This is a genomic window from Streptomyces sp. NPDC043685, from assembly GCF_056436585.1.
On the sequence record NZ_JBWKCH010000008.1, the window covers coordinates 38,940 to 54,904 of the forward strand.

Below are 15,965 nucleotides of genomic sequence, written 5' to 3' on the forward strand. Positions count from 1 at the left end.
CCTGTGGCGCATGGCGACCTGTGAGGTATGTGGCAATCAGTACGGCATGACCTTCGAGGTGCACGCGCAGGGCGCGGTGCACGTCTTCGACTGCTTCGCCTGCGCGATCCACCGCATGGCCCCCATCTGCGAGCACTGCCGGGTGCAGATCATCGGCCAGGGCGTCGAGGTCGAGGGCCACTGGTACTGCGGCGCCCACTGCGCCCGCGCGGAGGGAAAGGTGGGAATTGTCGACAAGGTGTGAACCCGTACCCGCCTGAATGCACCCCACGACCGAGTTGTACGGTCGTGGGGTGTACCGCTTCCTGATGTCCCGGCAGTGGGTGATCCTCACGCTGATCGCCCTGCTCCTCATCCCCACGATGATCAGGCTGGGCATCTGGCAGATGCACCGCTACGAGGAGCGCACCGCCCGGAACCAGCTGGTCACCGACGCCCTGGCGGCCGAGCCGGTGCCCGTGGAGAAGTTGACCGCGCCCGGGCACACCGTCACCAGCGCCGAGCGCTACCGCACCGTCACGGCGAAGGGCCGCTTCGACGCCCGGGACGAGGTCGTCGTCCGGCGCCGCACCAACTCCGACGACGAGGTCGGCTACCACGTCCTGACCCCGTTCGTCCTCGACGACGGCAAGGTGCTGCTGGTCAACCGGGGCTGGATCCCCTCCGACGGCCCGAGTCAGACCACGTTCCCGAAGGTCCCCGCGCCGCCCGGCGGCGAGGTCACCGTCGAGGGGCGGCTGATGCCCGACGAGACGACCGCCAGCAGCGGCATCAAGAACCTCCAGGGCCTTCCGGACCGGCAGATCATGCTGATCAACAGCGAGCAGCAGGCCCGTCGCCTGGACGCCAGGGTGCTCGGCGGCTACATCGCCCAGACGTCTCCCGAGCCCAAGGGCGACGTCCCCGAGCTGCTGGGCGACCCGGGCAAGGAGGACGCCGCGCTGAACTACGCGTACGCCGTCCAGTGGTGGCTGTTCTCCGCGGCCGTTCCGGTCGGCTGGGTGGTCCTCGCCCGCCGCGAGGCCAGGGAGCGGGCCGAGGAGGCGGCGGCCGCGGCCGGCGCGACGGAGAACGAACCGGCGGCGGTCTAGCCACCGGCGAGGGCCGGGCGCGGAGGCCGTCCAGGCGCGCGCGGGGGGGGGGCGCTCGGTACCGCGCCCTTGCCGGCACGGACACGTCACTCCCCCGGCCCCCGCCCTGATTGCCGCGGCGAGTTGCCGGGAACCCGCACTCCGTGCACCCCCGCATCGAGGACTACGCGCTCATCGGCGACGAACAGACCGCGGCCCTGGTCGGCACGGACGGGTCCGTCGACTGGTTGTGTCTGCCGCGTTTCGACTCGGCCGCCTGCTTCGCCAGAATGCTCGGCGACGAGGACAACGGCCACTGGCGCATCGCCCCCGTGGGGGCGGACCGCTGCACCCGGCGCGCCTATCGCCGCGACACCCTCGTCCTGGACACCGAGTGGGAGACCGAACACGGAGCGGTCCGGGTCACCGACCTGATGCCGCAGCGTGACCGCGCCCCCGACCTCGTCCGCGTCGTCGAGGGCCTCGACGGCGAGGTGACCCTGCACAGCGTCCTCAAGCTGCGCTTCGACTACGGCTCGATCGTTCCCTGGATGCGCCGCTCCGACGGGCACCGCGTCGCCGTGGCCGGCCCGGACTCCACCTGGCTGCGCAGTGAGCCGGAGGTGCACAGCTGGGGCGAGGACTTCGGCACGCACGCCGAGTTCACCGTCAAGAAGGGGGAAAAGGTCGCGTTCGTCCTGACCTGGCACCCCTCCCACGAGGAGCGCCCCCCGCTCGTCGACCCGTACGACGCGCTGCGCCACAGCGTGGAGGACTGGCGGGCCTGGGTGTCGCGCTGCCGCTACGACGGCCCCTACCGGGACGCCGTCGTCCGCTCCCTGATCACGCTCAAGGCGCTCACCTACGCCCCGACCGGCGGCATCGTCGCCGCTCCCACCACCTCGCTGCCGGAGGAGCCGGGCGGGGTGCGCAACTGGGACTACCGCTACTGCTGGCTGCGCGACTCCACCCTCACCCTGAACGCGCTGCTCGCGGCGGGTTACCAGGAGGAGGCCGAGGCCTGGCGGAACTGGCTGCTGCGCGCGGTCGCCGGCGATCCTGCCGATCTGCAGATCATGTACGGCCTGGCGGGTGAGCGACGGCTGCCCGAGTTCGAGCTGCCGTGGCTCTCCGGTTTTGACGAGTCCGCCCCCGTGCGCATCGGCAACGACGCCGTGAAACAGCTTCAGCTCGACGTCTACGGCGAGGTCATGGACTCCCTGTCCCTGGCCCGCGAGTCGGGCCTGTCCCCCCAGCCGGACGTGTGGGCGCTGCAGACGGCCCTGCTGGACTTCCTGCGGACCCACTGGCAGCAGCCGGACGAGGGGCTGTGGGAGGTGCGCGGCGGCCGGCGCCAGTTCGTGCACTCGAAGGTGATGGTGTGGGTGGCCGCCGACCGTGCCGTACGCACCCTGGAACGCCATCCGGAGCTGGACGGCGACCTGGACGGCTGGCGGGAGCTGCGCGACGAGGTGCACCGGGAGGTGTGCGAGAAGGGCTACGACAGGGACCGCAACACCTTCACGCAGTCCTACGGCTCACGCGAACTGGACGCCGCGCTGCTGCTCATCCCGCGTGTCGGATTCCTGCCGCCGGACGATCCGCGGGTGATCGGCACCATCGACGCGGTCCGCGAGGAGCTCTCCCACAAGGGCTTCCTGCGCCGCTACAGCACGGACGACGCGCAGGTCGACGGGCTGCCCGGCGACGAGGGCGCCTTCCTGGTGTGCTCGTTCTGGCTCGCGGACGCCCTGCACATGACGGGCCGCACGAAGGAGGCCCGCGAGCTGTTCGAGCGGCTGGTGGGACACGCCAACGACGTGGGGCTGCTGTCCGAGGAGTTCGACCCGGTGACCGGCCGGCAGCTGGGCAACTTCCCGCAGGCGTTCAGCCACATCGGTCTGGTGAACACCGCCCTCGCCCTGTTCGGTGAGGACGGGGCAGGATAGGGACCATGGATCTTGGACTGAAGGACCGGGTGTACGTCGTCACCGGGGCCACCCGCGGCCTCGGCAACGCCACCGCGCGCGAGCTCGTGGCGGACGGGGCGAAGGTGGTCGTCTCGGGGCGGGACGACAAGAGCGTGGCCGAGGCGGCGGCCGAGCTGGGACCGAACGCGGTCGGGGTCGCCGTCGACAACGCCGACCCGGATGCGGCGGCCCGGCTGATCGGGGCCGCGCGGGAGCACTTCGGCCGTTTCAACGGTGTCCTCGTCAGCGTGGGCGGGCCGCCGGCCGGGTTCGTCGCGGACAACACCGACGAGCAGTGGCAGGCGGCGTTCGAGTCGGTGTTCCTCGGCGCGGTGCGGCTGGCCCGTGCCGCCGCGGCCGAGATGGAGGCCGGGGGTGTCATCGGGTTCGTGCTGTCCGGGTCGGTGTACGAGCCGATTCCGGGGCTGACCATCTCCAACGGGCTGCGGCCGGGGCTCGCGGGCTTCGCCAAGTCGCTCTCCGACGAGCTGGGGCCGCGCGGCATCCGGGTCGTCGGTGTGCTGCCCGGGCGCATCGACACCGACCGGGTGCGGCAGCTGGACGCGCTGTCGGCGGACCCCGAGGCGACCCGGGCGGCCTCGGAGTCACGGATCCCGCTGCGGCGGTACGGGAAGCCGGAGGAGTTCGGGCGGGTGGCGGCGTTCCTGATGTCGCCGGCGGCTTCCTATCTGACCGGGGTCATGGTGCCGGTCGACGGCGGAGCACGGCACGGGTTCTGAGCGGCCGCAGGCCGTCGGGCCGGGGTGGAGCGGGGGCTCAACTCACCCGTTCCGCGCCGTGCTTGACGCCCCTCAGCCGTACCTCCGCCGGCAGCGAGGCCAAGCCCGCCGATGCCCTGGCATGGGTCAGGGCGCCGGTGGTGAACTCGTGCAGGGCCGTCCCCGGGTCCACGTGCGGCTCCAGCGCGAGGCGTACGTGGGCCTCGGGGGTGCTGCGGCGGCCTCTCAGATGGGCGCGGGCCCCGTCCACGCCGTCGATGTGGCCCGCCTCCTCGGTGAGAACCTCCTCCAGGGCCCTGCCCCGCAGCATCGCGCCCTCGCCGTCACCGGTGTCGACCAGCACCTCGGCGAGGCGGCGCCGGCGCAGTACGGCGACGAGCCACCACAGGGCGAGCAGCAGCAGGACCGCGAGGGCCGCGATGACGACCGGCCACCACCAGCCTTCGTCGCGCCAGCGGGTGCGCTCGGCTTCGCTCAGCAGCACGTCGTGCTCGCTGTCGTGGATCCACCACGAGGGCACCGGGGCGCCCAGGCCGACGGCGAGGACGGAGCCGCCCAGCACCAGCAGCACCAGGCCCACCAGGCCGAGGAACACGCGGTTGACGGTCCTGAGCACCGCTCTCACCCCTTCCGGCCGGGCCGCCGCACGCGCACCGACAGCGAGGGCGGCTTGGCCAGCCCCAGCCCGTGGACCGCGTCGGCGAGCACGGCGTCCAGATCGGTTCGTACCTCGTCCAGGTCCCGGAAGTGCGCCGCGGCGCGGACGTCCGCCCGCCTCCGGCGCACCCGGACCCGTGCCGACTGCACGCCGGCCACCTCCATGGCCCGGTCCCGCAGCGCGGTCGCGGCGGCGTCCCGGTGCAGTCCGGCGCGCACGTCGCCGTGCGTGCGCCGCATCGGGAGGACGTCCCGCAGCCCGGGTGTGAGAGCCAGACTCAGCAGCCACAGGCCCAGCACCGCGGTGACCGCGGCGCCGACGAGCACCCAGGTGTCGTCGAGGGGGCGTTCGGCGAGCTGCCGGGCCAGTTCCCGGCGCCAGTACATGCCGGGCCGGCCCGCCCGCACGGACACGATGTCGTAGAGGAACAGTCCGGTGAGGCCCAGGAGCAGCAGGGCGACGATGCCCGCGGGGACGCGGCGCGCCGACCAGAAGCGGCCCGCACGGCCGCCGCCCCCGGCCTCGGACGCGGGCTGCGGTGCGTCGCCGGCCGGTGTCCCGGACCGGTCGAGGCCGTCGCCGTGCCCGGTGTCCCGCTGCTCGAGCACGGGCAGCCGCTGTGTGGTGCCCTCGGGGGGCTCCGTGCCGCGGGGTTCGCTCATCGTGTCCTCCCCTGTCCGGCGCCGGGCGCCGCGACCAGGTGCAGCCGCTCCACCTGGACGACGACCTCCGGCACCTGCATGCCGGCCAGGGTGCGCACCCGCTCGACCACGCGGTGACGCACCTCGCGGCAGCGGGCGCCGATGTCACACGGATAGTCGAGTTCGACGTGCACCCGGACGTGGGCGACCTCGTGGTGGACGACGACCGACGCGGACGGCCGGTCGGCGTCGGGCGGCAGCGTGCCGACGGCCTCCCGGGCCGCCTGCGAGGCGATCTTCGCGACGACCCGGTCGGCGATCCGGGTCGCGCCGCGCTCACCCGCCGGGACGACGGTCCGTGGTCGGTCGAGCTCACCGGCCGCTGTACTCACAGGCGTCACCGCCGCCGTTCACGGGGACGGAAGAAGTCGCCGAGTTCCATGTCCCCGTCCAGGAACCACCCGACGACGAAGCCGACGGCGCCCAGTGCCGCCACCAGCAGGAAGGCGCCGAATCCGCCGAAATATCCAGCGAAGGCCAGCGCCATGCCGGCGATCATGCCGACCACGGCCATGCTCATGCGCGTCTCAGCTCCTCAGCCGCTGTGGTGTCCGATGCCCCTGCCTCACTGGATCCGGCGCTCCGGTTCCTCTTCCTCCTCGTCCGGCAGCTTCACGTCGCTCACCGCGATGTTGACCTCGACGACCTCGAGGCCGGTCATCCGCTCGACGGCGGTGATGACGTTCTCCCGTACGCCGCGGGCCACATCGGCGATCGACACGCCGTACTCGACGACGATCTCCAGGTCGAGGGCCGCCTGCACTTCGCCGACCTCGGCCTTCACCCCGCGTGACACCGACTTCTGGCCGCCGGGCACGCGGTCGCGCACGGCGCCGAAGGTGCGGGACAGCCCGCTGCCCATCGCGTGCACGCCGTCGACGTCGCGTGCGGCGAGTCCGGCGATCTTCTCCACGACGCCGTCCGCGATGGTCGTCCGGCCCCGGGAACCGGGGTCTCCGCCACTGCGCTTGACCAGCGGGCTCCTGCGCGCCGCCGCCGTCTCGGACTCCCCGCCCCGGTTCTCGGTCATGTCAGTCATCGCCGCACGTCCTTCTCGGTTGTCGTCCTTGCACCACCGTAAGCACGGTTACGTGGGAGCGCGCCTCTGATGCGGCAGGCTGGAGGAATGACGGCCGATCGATTGACGCAGGCAGTGAGACATCAACTGGGAATCGGCAGGCTCCTGCCGCTGGGTGACGCGCGGGACGGCGCGTGGATCGCGGAGCGGGCAGTCGAGGCGGTGCTGCGCGGCGCGGCGGGAGACGCGCCGGGCGTACGCCTCGCGACGCTGCGGGTCGCGCTGTGCGAGACGGAGGACACCGCGGAGCCGGCCGTACCGGCTCCGCCGAGTGCCCTGCCGCCGGGGCCGCTGAAGGTGACGGCGGAGTTCGCGGCGACGGCCTCGCAGCCCTTGCCGGCGACGGCGTCCCTGCTGCGGGCGACGCTGGCGACCGCGGCCACTCAGCGGCTGGGTCTGACGGTGACGGAGGTGGATCTGCGGGTGACGGGGCTGCTGGACGATCAGGAGCGGGCCGACGCCGGGGTCGCCGCGCCCCTTCCCGAACCGCCGGGCGCCGCGCGGGCCGAGGAGGGCGACGAGGCCCGGGTGGGCGCCGCCGCGCTGGGGGTCCCGGGCGTGCTGCGTCTGACCGGCACGCTGGGCCACCCGGTGCACATCGAGGAACTCCCGGGCGAGGACGCCGCGCTGTCGCACCGCCATGTCCGGCTGGAGGTGGCGGTGGGCGCGGACCGGCGGGCCCGGGACGTGGCCCGGGAGGTCCGGGCGGCGGTCAGGAGGGTGCTGCCGGATCACCCGACGGTGGCGGTCGTGGTGAGCGCGATCGGCTGACCGCGCTCCCGGCCGGACCGGCGGCCCTCAGTCCCCGATGCCCGCGAGGTCCCGCAGGCGGCGGGCCTGGGCCTGGCGCTCCGCCGCGCGCTGCTCCTCGTACGTGCGGTCCTGGGCGCCGCGCAGCAGGGCCTTGGTCTCGACGACCGCGTCACGGGGCGCGGCGAGCACGGCCGAGGCGAGGTCGCGCACGGTGTCGTCGAGCTGGCCGGCGGGCACGGCGAGGTTCGCGAGACCGGTGTTGACGGCCTCCTCGGCCGTGACGAAGCGCCCGGTCACGCAGATCTCCAGCGCGCGGGCGTAGCCGACGAGTCCCACCAGCGGATGCGTGCCCGTCAGGTCGGGCACGAGTCCGAGGCTGGTCTCGCGCATGGCGAACTGCACGTCGTCGGCGACGACGCGCAGGTCGCAGGCGAGGGCGAGCTGAAAGCCCGCCCCGATGGCATGCCCCTGGACGGCGGCGACGGAGACGATGTCGCTGCGCCGCCACCAGGTGAACGCCTCCTGGTATTCGGCGATGGTCGCGTCCAGCTCGGTGTCGGCGCCGCGCGCGAGGTCGATGAACGACGGTTCGCCGTCGAAGCCCTCGGGCGTGAACGCCTGCCGGTCGAGCCCGGCCGAGAAGGACTTGCCCTCGGCCCGCAGCACGACGACACGGACGGTGCCCGGCAGCTGCCGGCCGGCCTCGGTCAGCGCCCGCCACAGAGCGGGGCTCTGCGCGTTGCGCTTGGCGGGGTTGGTCAGCGTCACCGTGGCGATCGCGTCGTCGACGGTGAGCCGTACGCCGTCCTTGTCGAGTACGGGAACGAGGTCCTGGTCGGGCGAAGCCATGGGACGCCTCCGATGTGTGCGGTCGTCTGCGTGCCGCACGACGGCTTCACCGCCGTGGCAGGACACGCCTAAGTGACTGCACAGTAACCACCCGGCCGATCAGTCGACCGACCGGGTGGCCACCATCGAAGCCGAGGGGCCACCCGGGGTCAGGCCGTGGCCTTCTTGCCCCGGGTCGCCCCGCCACGCCCTCGCAGCGTGACACCCGACTCACTGAGCATGCGGTGCACAAAGCCATACGAGCGGCCGGTCTCCTCGGCCAACGCCCGGATGCTCGCACCGGCGTCGTACTTCTTCTTCAGGTCTGCCGCGAGCTTGTCGCGCGCGGCGCCGGTCACCCGGCTGCCCTTCTTCAGAGTCTCGGCCACCCGTGCCTCCTCATGGGAAGTGCGCTCTGGTCTCCTCATGATCACCCCTCCGGGCCGTCATGGCCACCCATTCGGCAAGGTCCGTGAGACAAGGTTGTGACGACGGGAGCGCGTCCCCACATCCGGAATCTGGAATTCCGAAGGGTGACGGCGGTTCGGCCGAACGGACGGCGCGGGAAAAGGCCAGGTCAGAAAGGCGGCGCGGCCGAGCCCCGCAGAATCGGGGGCTCGGCCGCGAAATCGATGTAGGACACACCTCGGTACGAGGAGATCTCACACAGATGATGGATCACCGCTAGGCCGAATGATCCATACGCCGTTGATCACGCATTCGATCAAGCGAAGGCGACGGGCGGTCAGGCGAGGGCGACGAGATCCGCGTAGTCGGCGCCCCACAGGTCCTCCACGCCGTCCGGCAGCAGGATGATCCGCTCCGGCTGGAGCGCCTCGACCGCTCCCTCGTCGTGGGTGACGAGGACGACCGCGCCCTTGTAGGTGCGCAGCGCGCCGAGGATCTCCTCGCGGCTGGCCGGGTCGAGGTTGTTGGTCGGCTCGTCCAGCAGCAGCACGTTCGCCGAGGACACCACCAGGGTGGCCAGGGCGAGGCGGGTCTTCTCGCCGCCGGAGAGGACTCCGGCCGGCTTGTCGACGTCGTCGCCGGAGAACAGGAACGAGCCGAGCACCTTGCGGACCTCGACCAGGTCCAGGTCGGGAGCGGCCGAGCGCATGTTCTCCAGGACCGTGCGCTCCGGGTCGAGGGTCTCGTGCTCCTGCGCGTAGTAGCCGAGCTTGAGGCCGTGGCCCTCGATGACCCTGCCGGTGTCGGGCTTCTCGGCTCCGCCGAGCAGGCGCAGCAGGGTGGTCTTGCCCGCGCCGTTGAGGCCGAGGATGACCACGCGCGAGCCCTTGTCGATGGCCAGGTCGACGTCGGTGAAGATCTCCAGCGAGCCGTAGGACTTCGACAGGCCCTCGGCCATGAGCGGGGTCTTGCCGCACGGGGAGGGCTCGGGGAAGCGGAGCTTGGCGACCTTGTCGGACTTGCGCTCGGCCTCCAGGCCGGCCAGCAGCTTGTCCGCACGGCGGGCCATGTTCTGCGCGGCGACGGTCTTGGTGGCCTTGGCCCGCATCTTGTCGGCCTGCGAATGCAGCGCGGACGCCTTCTTCTCGGCGTTCTGCCGCTCGCGCTTGCGGCGCTTCTCGTCGGCCTCGCGCTGCTGCTGGTAGAGCTTCCAGCCCATGTTGTAGACGTCGATCTGGGCGCGGTTGGCGTCCAGGTAGAACACCTTGTTGACGACCGTCTCGACCAGGTCGACGTCGTGGGAGATCACGATGAAGCCGCCGCGGTAGGTCTTGAGGTAGTCGCGCAGCCAGACGATCGAGTCGGCGTCGAGGTGGTTGGTGGGCTCGTCGAGCAGCAGGGTGTCCGCGTCGGAGAAGAGGATCCGCGCCAGCTCGATACGGCGGCGCTGACCGCCGGAGAGGGTGTGCAGCGGCTGGCCGAGCACCCGGTCGGGCAGGTTGAGCGCGGCGGCGATGGTGGCGGCCTCGGCCTCGGCGGCGTACCCGCCCTTGGTGAGGAACTCCGTCTCCTGGCGCTCGTACTGCTTGAGCGCCTTCTCGCGGGTGGAGCCCTTGCCGTTGGCGATGCGCTGTTCGTTGTCGCGCATCTTGCGGATCAGGACGTCCAGGCCGCGGGCGGACAGGATGCGGTCGCGGGCCAGGACGTCGAGGTCGCCGGTGCGGGGGTCCTGCGGGAGGTAGCCGACCTCGCCGGACCGGGTGATGGTGCCGCCGGCCGGGATGCCCTCGCCCGCCAGGCATTTGGTGAGGGTGGTCTTCCCGGCGCCGTTGCGGCCGACCAGTCCGATGCGGTCGCCCTTGGCGATGCGGAACGAGGCGTTTTCGATGAGGACGCGGGCACCGGCGCGCAGCTCGATACCGGAGGCGGAGATCACGGACAGACTCCAGGGCGGATACGGGGGCGGGATGGACGAATCAGAGGGTGCCGCGCGTAGCGCGCCGTCAGAAGGGCGGCGGCGGGCGACGGGCGGGCGTTCCCGCCGTCTAATGCGCGAGGAGAATGGCCATGAGGGACAGTCTAACGGGGGCGTGCAACCACTTTTTCTGTGTGCGGGTGTTCGATCACCGGCGGCCGGAGGCGGGGCCGTCGCCGGTGGCCGGTGGAACACTGAGGGGGACAGCGCCGCGAGACACGGGGAAGTGATCGCCATGACAGGCACGTCCGGCGGGCGTCCGAGCATCTACCCGACGCTGCTGTACGCCGACGCGAAGGCGGCGATCCGGCAGCTCACGGAGGCCTTCGGCTTCACGGAGCTGTCGGTGTACGAGGGCGAGGACGGCGCGGTGATGCACGCCGAGCTGACGCAGGGCAACGGGGCGGTGATGGTCGGCAGCAAGGGCCGGGGCGGCCTGTTCGACACGGCCATGAAGAACGCGGGCACCACCGGCGTCTACGTCGTCGTGGACGACGTGGACGGGCATCACCGCCACGCCGTGGACCACGGCGTGGAGATCCTGATGCCCCCGACGGACCAGGACTACGGCTCGCGGGACTACATGGCCCGGGACCTCGAGGGCAACGTGTGGAGCTTCGGGACGTACGCGCCGGACCTGCCGGGCTGACGGCCCGCCGGACGGGCCGCGCGTCGCCCCGGGTGTCAGCTGCCCCCGGTGTGCACCTGGAAGGCGGCCCGGCGCACCGCCTTGGCCAGGGCCGGGTCGGGATGTGCGGCGGCCAGGGCGACCAGGACCTGCACGGTGCGCGGGTGCCCCACGGCGCGTACCTCGTCCAGGAGCATCGGCACGGTCGGCTGCACCGCGGACTCCAAGTGGCGCACCAGCAGTGGTGCCTCACCGTGGTCGGCGACGGCGGCGGCGGTGTCCACCCACAGCCAGGTCGCCTCCTGGCGGGTGAGGACCTCGTGGGCGTCCTCCGGGTCGGCCCCGTCGTGCTCGGCCAGCCACAGCAGCGCGTACGGTCTGAGCGTCGGCTCGCTCAGCACCGCGCGGACGTCCGGCTCGGCCGGGGCGCCGACCACGCGCAGGGCCTCGAAGGCGAGGCCGCGCAGCAGGGCGTCCTCGCCGCGGGCGGCGTCGAGGAGCTCGGTGACGGCGCTGCCGACGGGGCGGGCGGCGAGCCAGGCGCGGTACTCGGCCCGGGCCGCGTTCGGGCGCAGCTGGGCGCAGCCGCGGAGCATGTCGTCGGCGGCCTGCTCGATGTTCCCGGCGGGGCTCTGCGCGGCGACGCAGATCTGCTCCAGCTTGACCCAGACGGCCCAGTTGCCGAGCGGGGTGAGCGTGGCCTGGCCGTCGCCGTAGGTGAGGGCACCGACGGAGGCGAGGGCGCGCAGGGCCCAGTCGAGCAGGGGGGCGAGCGAGGCGTCGGTGGGCTCCGGTGCGGCCGGCGGCTCGGGCTGCGGTCCGTAGGGGATCTCGCAGCGGGCGGTGCGCAGCTCGGTGACGCGCTGCTCCAGGAGGTCGAGGAGCTGTTCCACGGGGACGGGCCCGGCGGACAGCTGGAGGAAGGAGAGCACCTGAGGCATGGCCGAGACGACCTCGGCGACGGCCGCGGGCTCGTGGTCGGCGGGCTCCGGGTGGGCGAGGGACCAGGCGTCGAAGAGCGCGACCCAGCCGCGCAGCACGGCGCTGTCGTCACGGTCCCAGGCGCGCAGCCGCCATCCGGGGCGGGCGCTGTCGCCGTGCACCTCGACGAGACCGGCGAGGCGGGCGGTGTCCCAGTCGGCCCGGACCTGAGCGGGGGTCAGGCCCAGCTCTCGTGCGGCGCGTTCCGCGGTCGGGTCGGAGAGGGTGGCCTTGCCGTCGTCGGTGGCGCTGTCCCGGCCGGGGCCGAGGGCGGCGTCGGCCCAGCGGGCGACACGGGCCGCGGCGGCGAGACCTGAGCGTGCCATTCTGGCCAGCTCCGCCGGGGCCGGGGTGCCCTCCGGGGGGCGCGGGGCGGGTCGGCGCGAGCGCCGCTGGTTCATCGCTGGAGGGGCGGCGGCCAGGGGTCGCGGGCGGACGAGTCGGAGCCTGGAGTCGCGCGGGATACGGGACGTCACGGGTGCAGTCTTCCGGTTGACGGTCCGAAAACCCAAACGGAATGTCACGGCGGGCGACGAGGATGGCCAACGCACCGGGTGCCGGGAGTGGTCGAAGGCCGGGAACCGGCCAGTGGTACGACGCTAAACGGAATCGTCGCGACCGGTCGGCGGAGGACGGTACGAGAGCCGGTTGCGACGGGGCGAAGGGGGCGTGAACGGGGGGTGTGCGGGAGATCACCCCGAGGGGGCCGGTCCGCGGGCGGCTGTGGACGGGGTCACATCAGGGGCGTCAGGAAACGCCGGAGAGCTTCCTCGTAGGCCTCGGGGTCGGCGTTCCACATCGCTCCGTGGGGGGCGGCGCGGACCGTGTGCAGGGTGACCATGTCGGGGCGGGCGCCGGCCAGCCGGCGGGAGAGTGCCCAGGGGGCCACGGTGTCGTCCGGCCCGTGGAGGAGGAGGGCCGGGACGCGCAGGCCGTCGCCCGGGACGGCCCGCGGGACGCGGTCGGCGGACAGGCCGGTACGGCCCTGGGCGGCGCGGACGGCCAGGGGCAGCAGCGCGCCCGGGGTGTGGCGGGCCGAGGCGAGGGCGCGCAGGGTGGTCTCCCAGCCGAGCACCGGGGAGTCCAGGACGAGCCCGGAGATCCGCTCGCGCAACCCGGACCGCGCGGCGGCGCGCAGGGCCATGGTGGCACCGGTGGACCAGCCGTGCAGGACGACCTGGCGGGCGCCGTGGCGCACGGCGTGGCGGATGGCCGCGTCGAGGTCGCGCCACTCGGTCTCGCCGAGGTGGTTCAGGCCGTCGGGCGGGCGGGGCGCGCCCAGGTCCCCGCGGTAGGCCAGGGCCAGCACCGGGAACTGGCTGCGGTGCAGGAACCCCATGACGTTCATGGCCAGTTCGCGGGTGGTGCCCAGGCCGTGCACGGCGATCACCCAGGTGTCCCGCCTGCCCGGCACGAACCACGCGGGCAGGGCGCCGAGTTCGCCCGGGACGTCGACGTCGGCGTGTTCGAGGCCGAGCGCGGCGCCGGGGTCGCCGACGTGCACGTTCGGCGTGAGCCAGACCTTGTCGCCGCGGTTCAGGGTGCCGTGCGTGACGCTCTCCAGGCGGCGCACGACGGTGTCGGCGGTGTGCGGGGCGTCGGCCAGGACCGGTCCGACGACCGCGTGGCAGCCGTCGCCGGAGAGGCCGTAGCGGCCGGGGCGCAGGGCGGCGAGGTCCCGGGTGAGTGTGATGTGCCCGGCGGCGGTGCCGTGCACGGTGAGCCGGGGTTCGGTGGGCAGGGGCCTGCCCGGGGGCGCCTTGAGCGCGGCGTCGCTGGCGAGCCGGCCGGCGGCCACCGCGGCGGCACCGGCTCCGAGCAGGGCGGTGACGGCAGCGGCCGTCGCTTTGACAGTGCGCACGGCTCCAGTGTCCCGGCCCGGGCCGCGGCCGACCAGTGGGGGGCGGCGGCGGGGTGACTCCGTCGGGGGGCGTGCGGAGGGCTCAGCCGCGCTGGCCGTAGCCGCGCAGGCGCTCCTCCACCTCGGCGAGCCGGCCCCGGGACAGCAGGCTCGGGGTCAGGCCCGGCACCGAGGAGGCGGTCAGCCACAGGCGGCACATCCACTCCAGCTGGGCGGTGCGGTCGTAGGCCTGGGCGAGGGTGGTGCCGTGGGTGACGGTGCCGTGGTTGCGCAGCAGGCAGCCGGAGCGGCCGGCGAGGGCGCGGAGCATGTGCTCGGCCAGCTCGTCGGTGCCGTAGGTGGCGTACGGGGCGACCCGGACGGGGCCGCCGAGCGCGGCGGCCATGTAGTGGATCAGCGGAAGCTCGTCGACGAGGGTCGAGACGGCCGTCGCGTGCACGGCGTGGGTGTGGACGACGGCCGAAGCGGTGGTGGTGCGGTAGACCGCCAGATGCATGGGCAGTTCGCTGGTCGGGACGAGCGTGCCGAGGACCTGCCGGCCCTCGAGGTCGACGCCGGTCACGTCGCCCGGCGCCAGCCGGTCGTAGGGCACGCCCGAGGGCGTGACCAGGACCGTGTCGCCGACGCGCACCGATACGTTGCCGGAGGTGCCGACGACGAGGCCGTCCGCGACCGTCCGGCGGGCCGTCGCGACGAGGTCCTCCCAGGCCCGCGCCTCCTCGGGGCGCGCGCTCCTGCGCCGCGGCTCCCCCGCGCCCGCTCCGCCGTCCCGCTCGCCCCCGGCCTGTCCGCCGCTCCGCTGCTCAGCCATGCCGCGATCCTGCCATCCGGGGGCGCGGCGCGGTGCCCGGCGGGGCGACTTCCGGACGCTCCGCGGACCCGGCGGGCGGGCCCCCGCGGCGGCGACGGCGGCGCCCGGCCGGGCGAGCGGAACGGGCGGAACGGCAACCGTCCTTCGCGGTCACCCCTGCGCCCCTCTCAGTTCATCTTCCGTTCACTCAGGTTGCCTACGTTCGTATCGCCAATGACCTCGAACGATTGCCTGGGTAAATGGAAAGCTTCTCGCTGATCCTCGCGATTGTGGTGGTAACCGCACTCGCGTTCGATTTCACGAACGGTTTCCACGACACCGCGAACGCGATGGCCACGACCATTTCCACGGGCGCCATGAAGCCCAAGGTTGCGGTGGCCATGTCCGCGGTCCTCAACCTGGTCGGCGCCTTCCTGTCCGTCGAAGTCGCCAACACGATCTCCAAAGGCCTCGTCGACGAGGCCGGCATCCGTCCCGAGGTCATCTTCGCCGCCCTGGTCGGCGCGATCCTCTGGAACCTGCTGACCTGGCTGGTCGGACTGCCGTCCAGCTCCTCGCACGCCCTCATGGGCGGTCTGATCGGCGCCACGATCGCCTCGGCGGGCGTCGGCGCGGTGCACGGTGACGTGCTGGTCACCAAGGTGCTGATCCCGGCCATCGCCGCCCCGCTGGTCGCGGGCATCGCGGCCATGATCGCCACCCGGCTGACCTACTCCCTCGGCAGCAAGGCCGACAGCCAGGCGTCCAAGAAGGGCTACCGGGCCGGTCAGATCGCCTCCGCGGGCCTGGTCTCCCTGGCCCACGGCACCAACGACGCCCAGAAGACGATGGGTGTCATCACCCTCGCCCTGGTCGCCGGCGGCGCCGTCGCGCCCGACTCGGACCCGCCCATGTGGGTCATCCTCTCGGCGGGTCTCGCCATCGCGCTCGGCACGTACCTGGGCGGCTGGCGCATCATCCGCACCATGGGCAAGGGACTGACCGACCTCCAGCCGCAGCAGGGCTTCGCCGCCCAGACCTCCGCTGCCACGGTCATCCTGGCCTCCTCGCACCTGGGCTTCTCCCTCTCCACCACGCACTCCGTGTCCGGCTCGGTGATGGGCGCGGGGCTCGGCCGCAAGGGCGGCGTGGTCCGCTGGTCCACCGCCACGCGGATGTTCGTCGCGTGGGGCCTGACGCTGCCGGCGGCCGCTCTGGTGGGCGCGCTCGCCGAGTACGTCACCGGCTTCGGCAGCTGGGGCACCGCCGTGGTGGCCGTCTTCCTCATCGCCTCCAGCGCGGCGATCTGGAAGCTCTCGCGGCGTGAGGTCGTCGACCACACCAACGTCAACGACACCGAGGACACCGTGGAGGCGGAGCCGGCCGGTGTGGTGACCACCGCGATGGCCGCGGTGACGCCGCCGCCGGCGGGTGCCACCGCGTCCGAGGAGCCGGTCCCCGCGTTCCCGGCGCAGGCCACGGCCGAACGGACGCCGACCACGACCACCACGGTCTGACCCCGTC

18 protein-coding genes are annotated in these 15,965 nt (G+C 73.1%); 7 read left to right on the forward strand and 11 right to left on the reverse strand.

Going from position 1 to position 15,965, the window contains the following annotated elements:
• Positions 1 to 10: 10 nt before the first annotated feature.
• The 4 genes from AC0665_RS25575 to AC0665_RS25590 all read left to right on the forward strand — a co-directional run bounded on the left by AC0665_RS25575 (position 11) and on the right by AC0665_RS25590 (position 3,780).
• The gene (locus AC0665_RS25575) at positions 11 to 244 is read left to right on the forward strand and encodes a hypothetical protein (protein ID WP_114251243.1); all 234 of its coding nucleotides are present in this window, start codon (positions 11 to 13) and stop codon (positions 242 to 244) included.
• Between the two features lie 49 nt (positions 245 to 293).
• Positions 294 to 1,091, forward strand: a complete 798-nt coding sequence (locus tag AC0665_RS25580; protein WP_468410799.1) for an SURF1 family cytochrome oxidase biogenesis protein — start codon at positions 294 to 296, stop codon at positions 1,089 to 1,091.
• 143 nt (positions 1,092 to 1,234) lie between these two features.
• Complete coding sequence (locus AC0665_RS25585) at positions 1,235 to 3,019, forward strand: glycoside hydrolase family 15 protein (RefSeq protein ID WP_478705848.1); 1,785 nt, start codon at positions 1,235 to 1,237, stop codon at positions 3,017 to 3,019.
• A 5-nt stretch (positions 3,020 to 3,024) separates the two neighbouring features.
• Entirely contained in the window at positions 3,025 to 3,780 is a 756-nt protein-coding gene (locus AC0665_RS25590; protein ID WP_468410803.1) for an SDR family oxidoreductase, read from the forward strand.
• Between the two features lie 37 nt (positions 3,781 to 3,817).
• Here AC0665_RS25590 and amaP read toward each other — a convergent pair whose 3' ends face one another.
• Genes amaP through AC0665_RS25615 form a run of 5 tightly spaced genes read right to left on the reverse strand, consistent with a single transcriptional unit; the run spans position 3,818 to position 6,178 of the window.
• Positions 3,818 to 4,405: an alkaline shock response membrane anchor protein AmaP gene (gene amaP / locus AC0665_RS25595; protein ID WP_478705849.1), complete on the reverse strand. Its 588-nt coding sequence runs from the start codon at positions 4,403 to 4,405 to the stop codon at positions 3,818 to 3,820.
• Positions 4,402 to 5,100, reverse strand: coding sequence for a DUF6286 domain-containing protein (locus AC0665_RS25600; protein ID WP_478510042.1), 699 nt, complete (start codon positions 5,098 to 5,100; stop codon positions 4,402 to 4,404). Before AC0665_RS25600 ends, amaP begins: the two co-directional genes overlap by 4 nt.
• A complete protein-coding gene (locus AC0665_RS25605) occupies positions 5,097 to 5,480 on the reverse strand; it encodes a hypothetical protein (protein WP_478510041.1) in 384 nt (127 codons plus the stop codon). The genes AC0665_RS25600 and AC0665_RS25605 overlap by 4 nt, the downstream gene beginning before the upstream one ends.
• Positions 5,477 to 5,659, reverse strand: coding sequence for a hypothetical protein (locus AC0665_RS25610; protein WP_478606925.1), 183 nt, complete (start codon positions 5,657 to 5,659; stop codon positions 5,477 to 5,479). The genes AC0665_RS25605 and AC0665_RS25610 overlap by 4 nt, the downstream gene beginning before the upstream one ends.
• 45 nt (positions 5,660 to 5,704) lie before the next feature.
• The gene (locus AC0665_RS25615; RefSeq protein ID WP_468410811.1) at positions 5,705 to 6,178 is read right to left on the reverse strand and encodes an Asp23/Gls24 family envelope stress response protein; all 474 of its coding nucleotides are present in this window, start codon (positions 6,176 to 6,178) and stop codon (positions 5,705 to 5,707) included.
• An 87-nt stretch (positions 6,179 to 6,265) separates the two neighbouring features.
• Between AC0665_RS25615 and AC0665_RS25620 the strand changes: the two genes are divergently transcribed.
• Positions 6,266 to 6,988 (forward strand): nucleopolyhedrovirus P10 family protein, encoded by a 723-nt coding sequence (locus AC0665_RS25620; protein WP_478606927.1) that lies wholly within the window; start codon positions 6,266 to 6,268, stop codon positions 6,986 to 6,988.
• 27 nt (positions 6,989 to 7,015) lie between these two features.
• Here AC0665_RS25620 and AC0665_RS25625 read toward each other — a convergent pair whose 3' ends face one another.
• From AC0665_RS25625 to AC0665_RS25635, 3 genes are all read right to left on the reverse strand, one after another.
• Entirely contained in the window at positions 7,016 to 7,819 is an 804-nt protein-coding gene (locus tag AC0665_RS25625) for an enoyl-CoA hydratase/isomerase family protein (protein WP_468410815.1), read from the reverse strand.
• 149 nt (positions 7,820 to 7,968) lie between these two features.
• Positions 7,969 to 8,187: a helix-turn-helix domain-containing protein gene (locus AC0665_RS25630; protein WP_010037790.1), complete on the reverse strand. Its 219-nt coding sequence runs from the start codon at positions 8,185 to 8,187 to the stop codon at positions 7,969 to 7,971.
• A 356-nt stretch (positions 8,188 to 8,543) separates the two neighbouring features.
• The gene (locus AC0665_RS25635) at positions 8,544 to 10,142 is read right to left on the reverse strand and encodes an ABC-F family ATP-binding cassette domain-containing protein (protein ID WP_468410817.1); all 1,599 of its coding nucleotides are present in this window, start codon (positions 10,140 to 10,142) and stop codon (positions 8,544 to 8,546) included.
• Between the two features lie 274 nt (positions 10,143 to 10,416).
• Between AC0665_RS25635 and AC0665_RS25640 the strand changes: the two genes are divergently transcribed.
• On the forward strand, positions 10,417 to 10,830 hold the full coding sequence (locus AC0665_RS25640) for a VOC family protein (RefSeq protein WP_363121551.1): 414 nt from the start codon (positions 10,417 to 10,419) through the stop codon (positions 10,828 to 10,830).
• 35 nt (positions 10,831 to 10,865) lie between these two features.
• Here AC0665_RS25640 and AC0665_RS25645 read toward each other — a convergent pair whose 3' ends face one another.
• The 3 genes from AC0665_RS25645 to AC0665_RS25655 form a co-directional block, all read right to left on the reverse strand.
• Complete coding sequence (locus tag AC0665_RS25645) at positions 10,866 to 12,116, reverse strand: hypothetical protein (RefSeq protein ID WP_478705850.1); 1,251 nt, start codon at positions 12,114 to 12,116, stop codon at positions 10,866 to 10,868.
• Between the two features lie 407 nt (positions 12,117 to 12,523).
• Positions 12,524 to 13,651, reverse strand: a complete 1,128-nt coding sequence (locus AC0665_RS25650) for an alpha/beta hydrolase (protein WP_468410823.1) — start codon at positions 13,649 to 13,651, stop codon at positions 12,524 to 12,526.
• Between the two features lie 82 nt (positions 13,652 to 13,733).
• Positions 13,734 to 14,462, reverse strand: a complete 729-nt coding sequence (locus AC0665_RS25655) for a class II aldolase/adducin family protein (protein ID WP_478705851.1) — start codon at positions 14,460 to 14,462, stop codon at positions 13,734 to 13,736.
• 239 nt (positions 14,463 to 14,701) lie between these two features.
• On the opposite strand from AC0665_RS25655, the gene AC0665_RS25660 reads away from it, so the two are divergent.
• A complete protein-coding gene (locus AC0665_RS25660) occupies positions 14,702 to 15,958 on the forward strand; it encodes an inorganic phosphate transporter (RefSeq protein ID WP_468410827.1) in 1,257 nt (418 codons plus the stop codon).
• The last annotated feature ends 7 nt before the right edge of the window (positions 15,959 to 15,965 follow it).

Excerpts from the sequence above, each read along its gene's own strand:
- AC0665_RS25575 (WP_114251243.1), top strand. The coding sequence starts at position 11 with ATGGCGACCTGTGAGGTATGTGGCAATCAGTACGGCATGACCTTCGAG.
- AC0665_RS25610 (WP_478606925.1), bottom strand. The coding sequence starts at position 5,659 with ATGAGCATGGCCGTGGTCGGCATGATCGCCGGCATGGCGCTGGCCTTC.
- AC0665_RS25655 (WP_478705851.1), bottom strand. The coding sequence starts at position 14,462 with ATGGCTGAGCAGCGGAGCGGCGGACAGGCCGGGGGCGAGCGGGACGGC.
- AC0665_RS25600 (WP_478510042.1), bottom strand. The coding sequence starts at position 5,100 with ATGAGCGAACCCCGCGGCACGGAGCCCCCCGAGGGCACCACACAGCGG.
- AC0665_RS25645 (WP_478705850.1), bottom strand. The coding sequence starts at position 12,116 with ATGGCACGCTCAGGTCTCGCCGCCGCGGCCCGTGTCGCCCGCTGGGCC.
- AC0665_RS25640 (WP_363121551.1), top strand. The coding sequence starts at position 10,417 with ATGACAGGCACGTCCGGCGGGCGTCCGAGCATCTACCCGACGCTGCTG.
- AC0665_RS25625 (WP_468410815.1), bottom strand. The coding sequence starts at position 7,819 with ATGGCTTCGCCCGACCAGGACCTCGTTCCCGTACTCGACAAGGACGGC.
- AC0665_RS25590 (WP_468410803.1), top strand. The coding sequence starts at position 3,025 with ATGGATCTTGGACTGAAGGACCGGGTGTACGTCGTCACCGGGGCCACC.
- AC0665_RS25620 (WP_478606927.1), top strand. The coding sequence starts at position 6,266 with ATGACGGCCGATCGATTGACGCAGGCAGTGAGACATCAACTGGGAATC.
- AC0665_RS25660 (WP_468410827.1), top strand. The coding sequence starts at position 14,702 with ATGGAAAGCTTCTCGCTGATCCTCGCGATTGTGGTGGTAACCGCACTC.
- AC0665_RS25615 (WP_468410811.1), bottom strand. The coding sequence starts at position 6,178 with ATGACTGACATGACCGAGAACCGGGGCGGGGAGTCCGAGACGGCGGCG.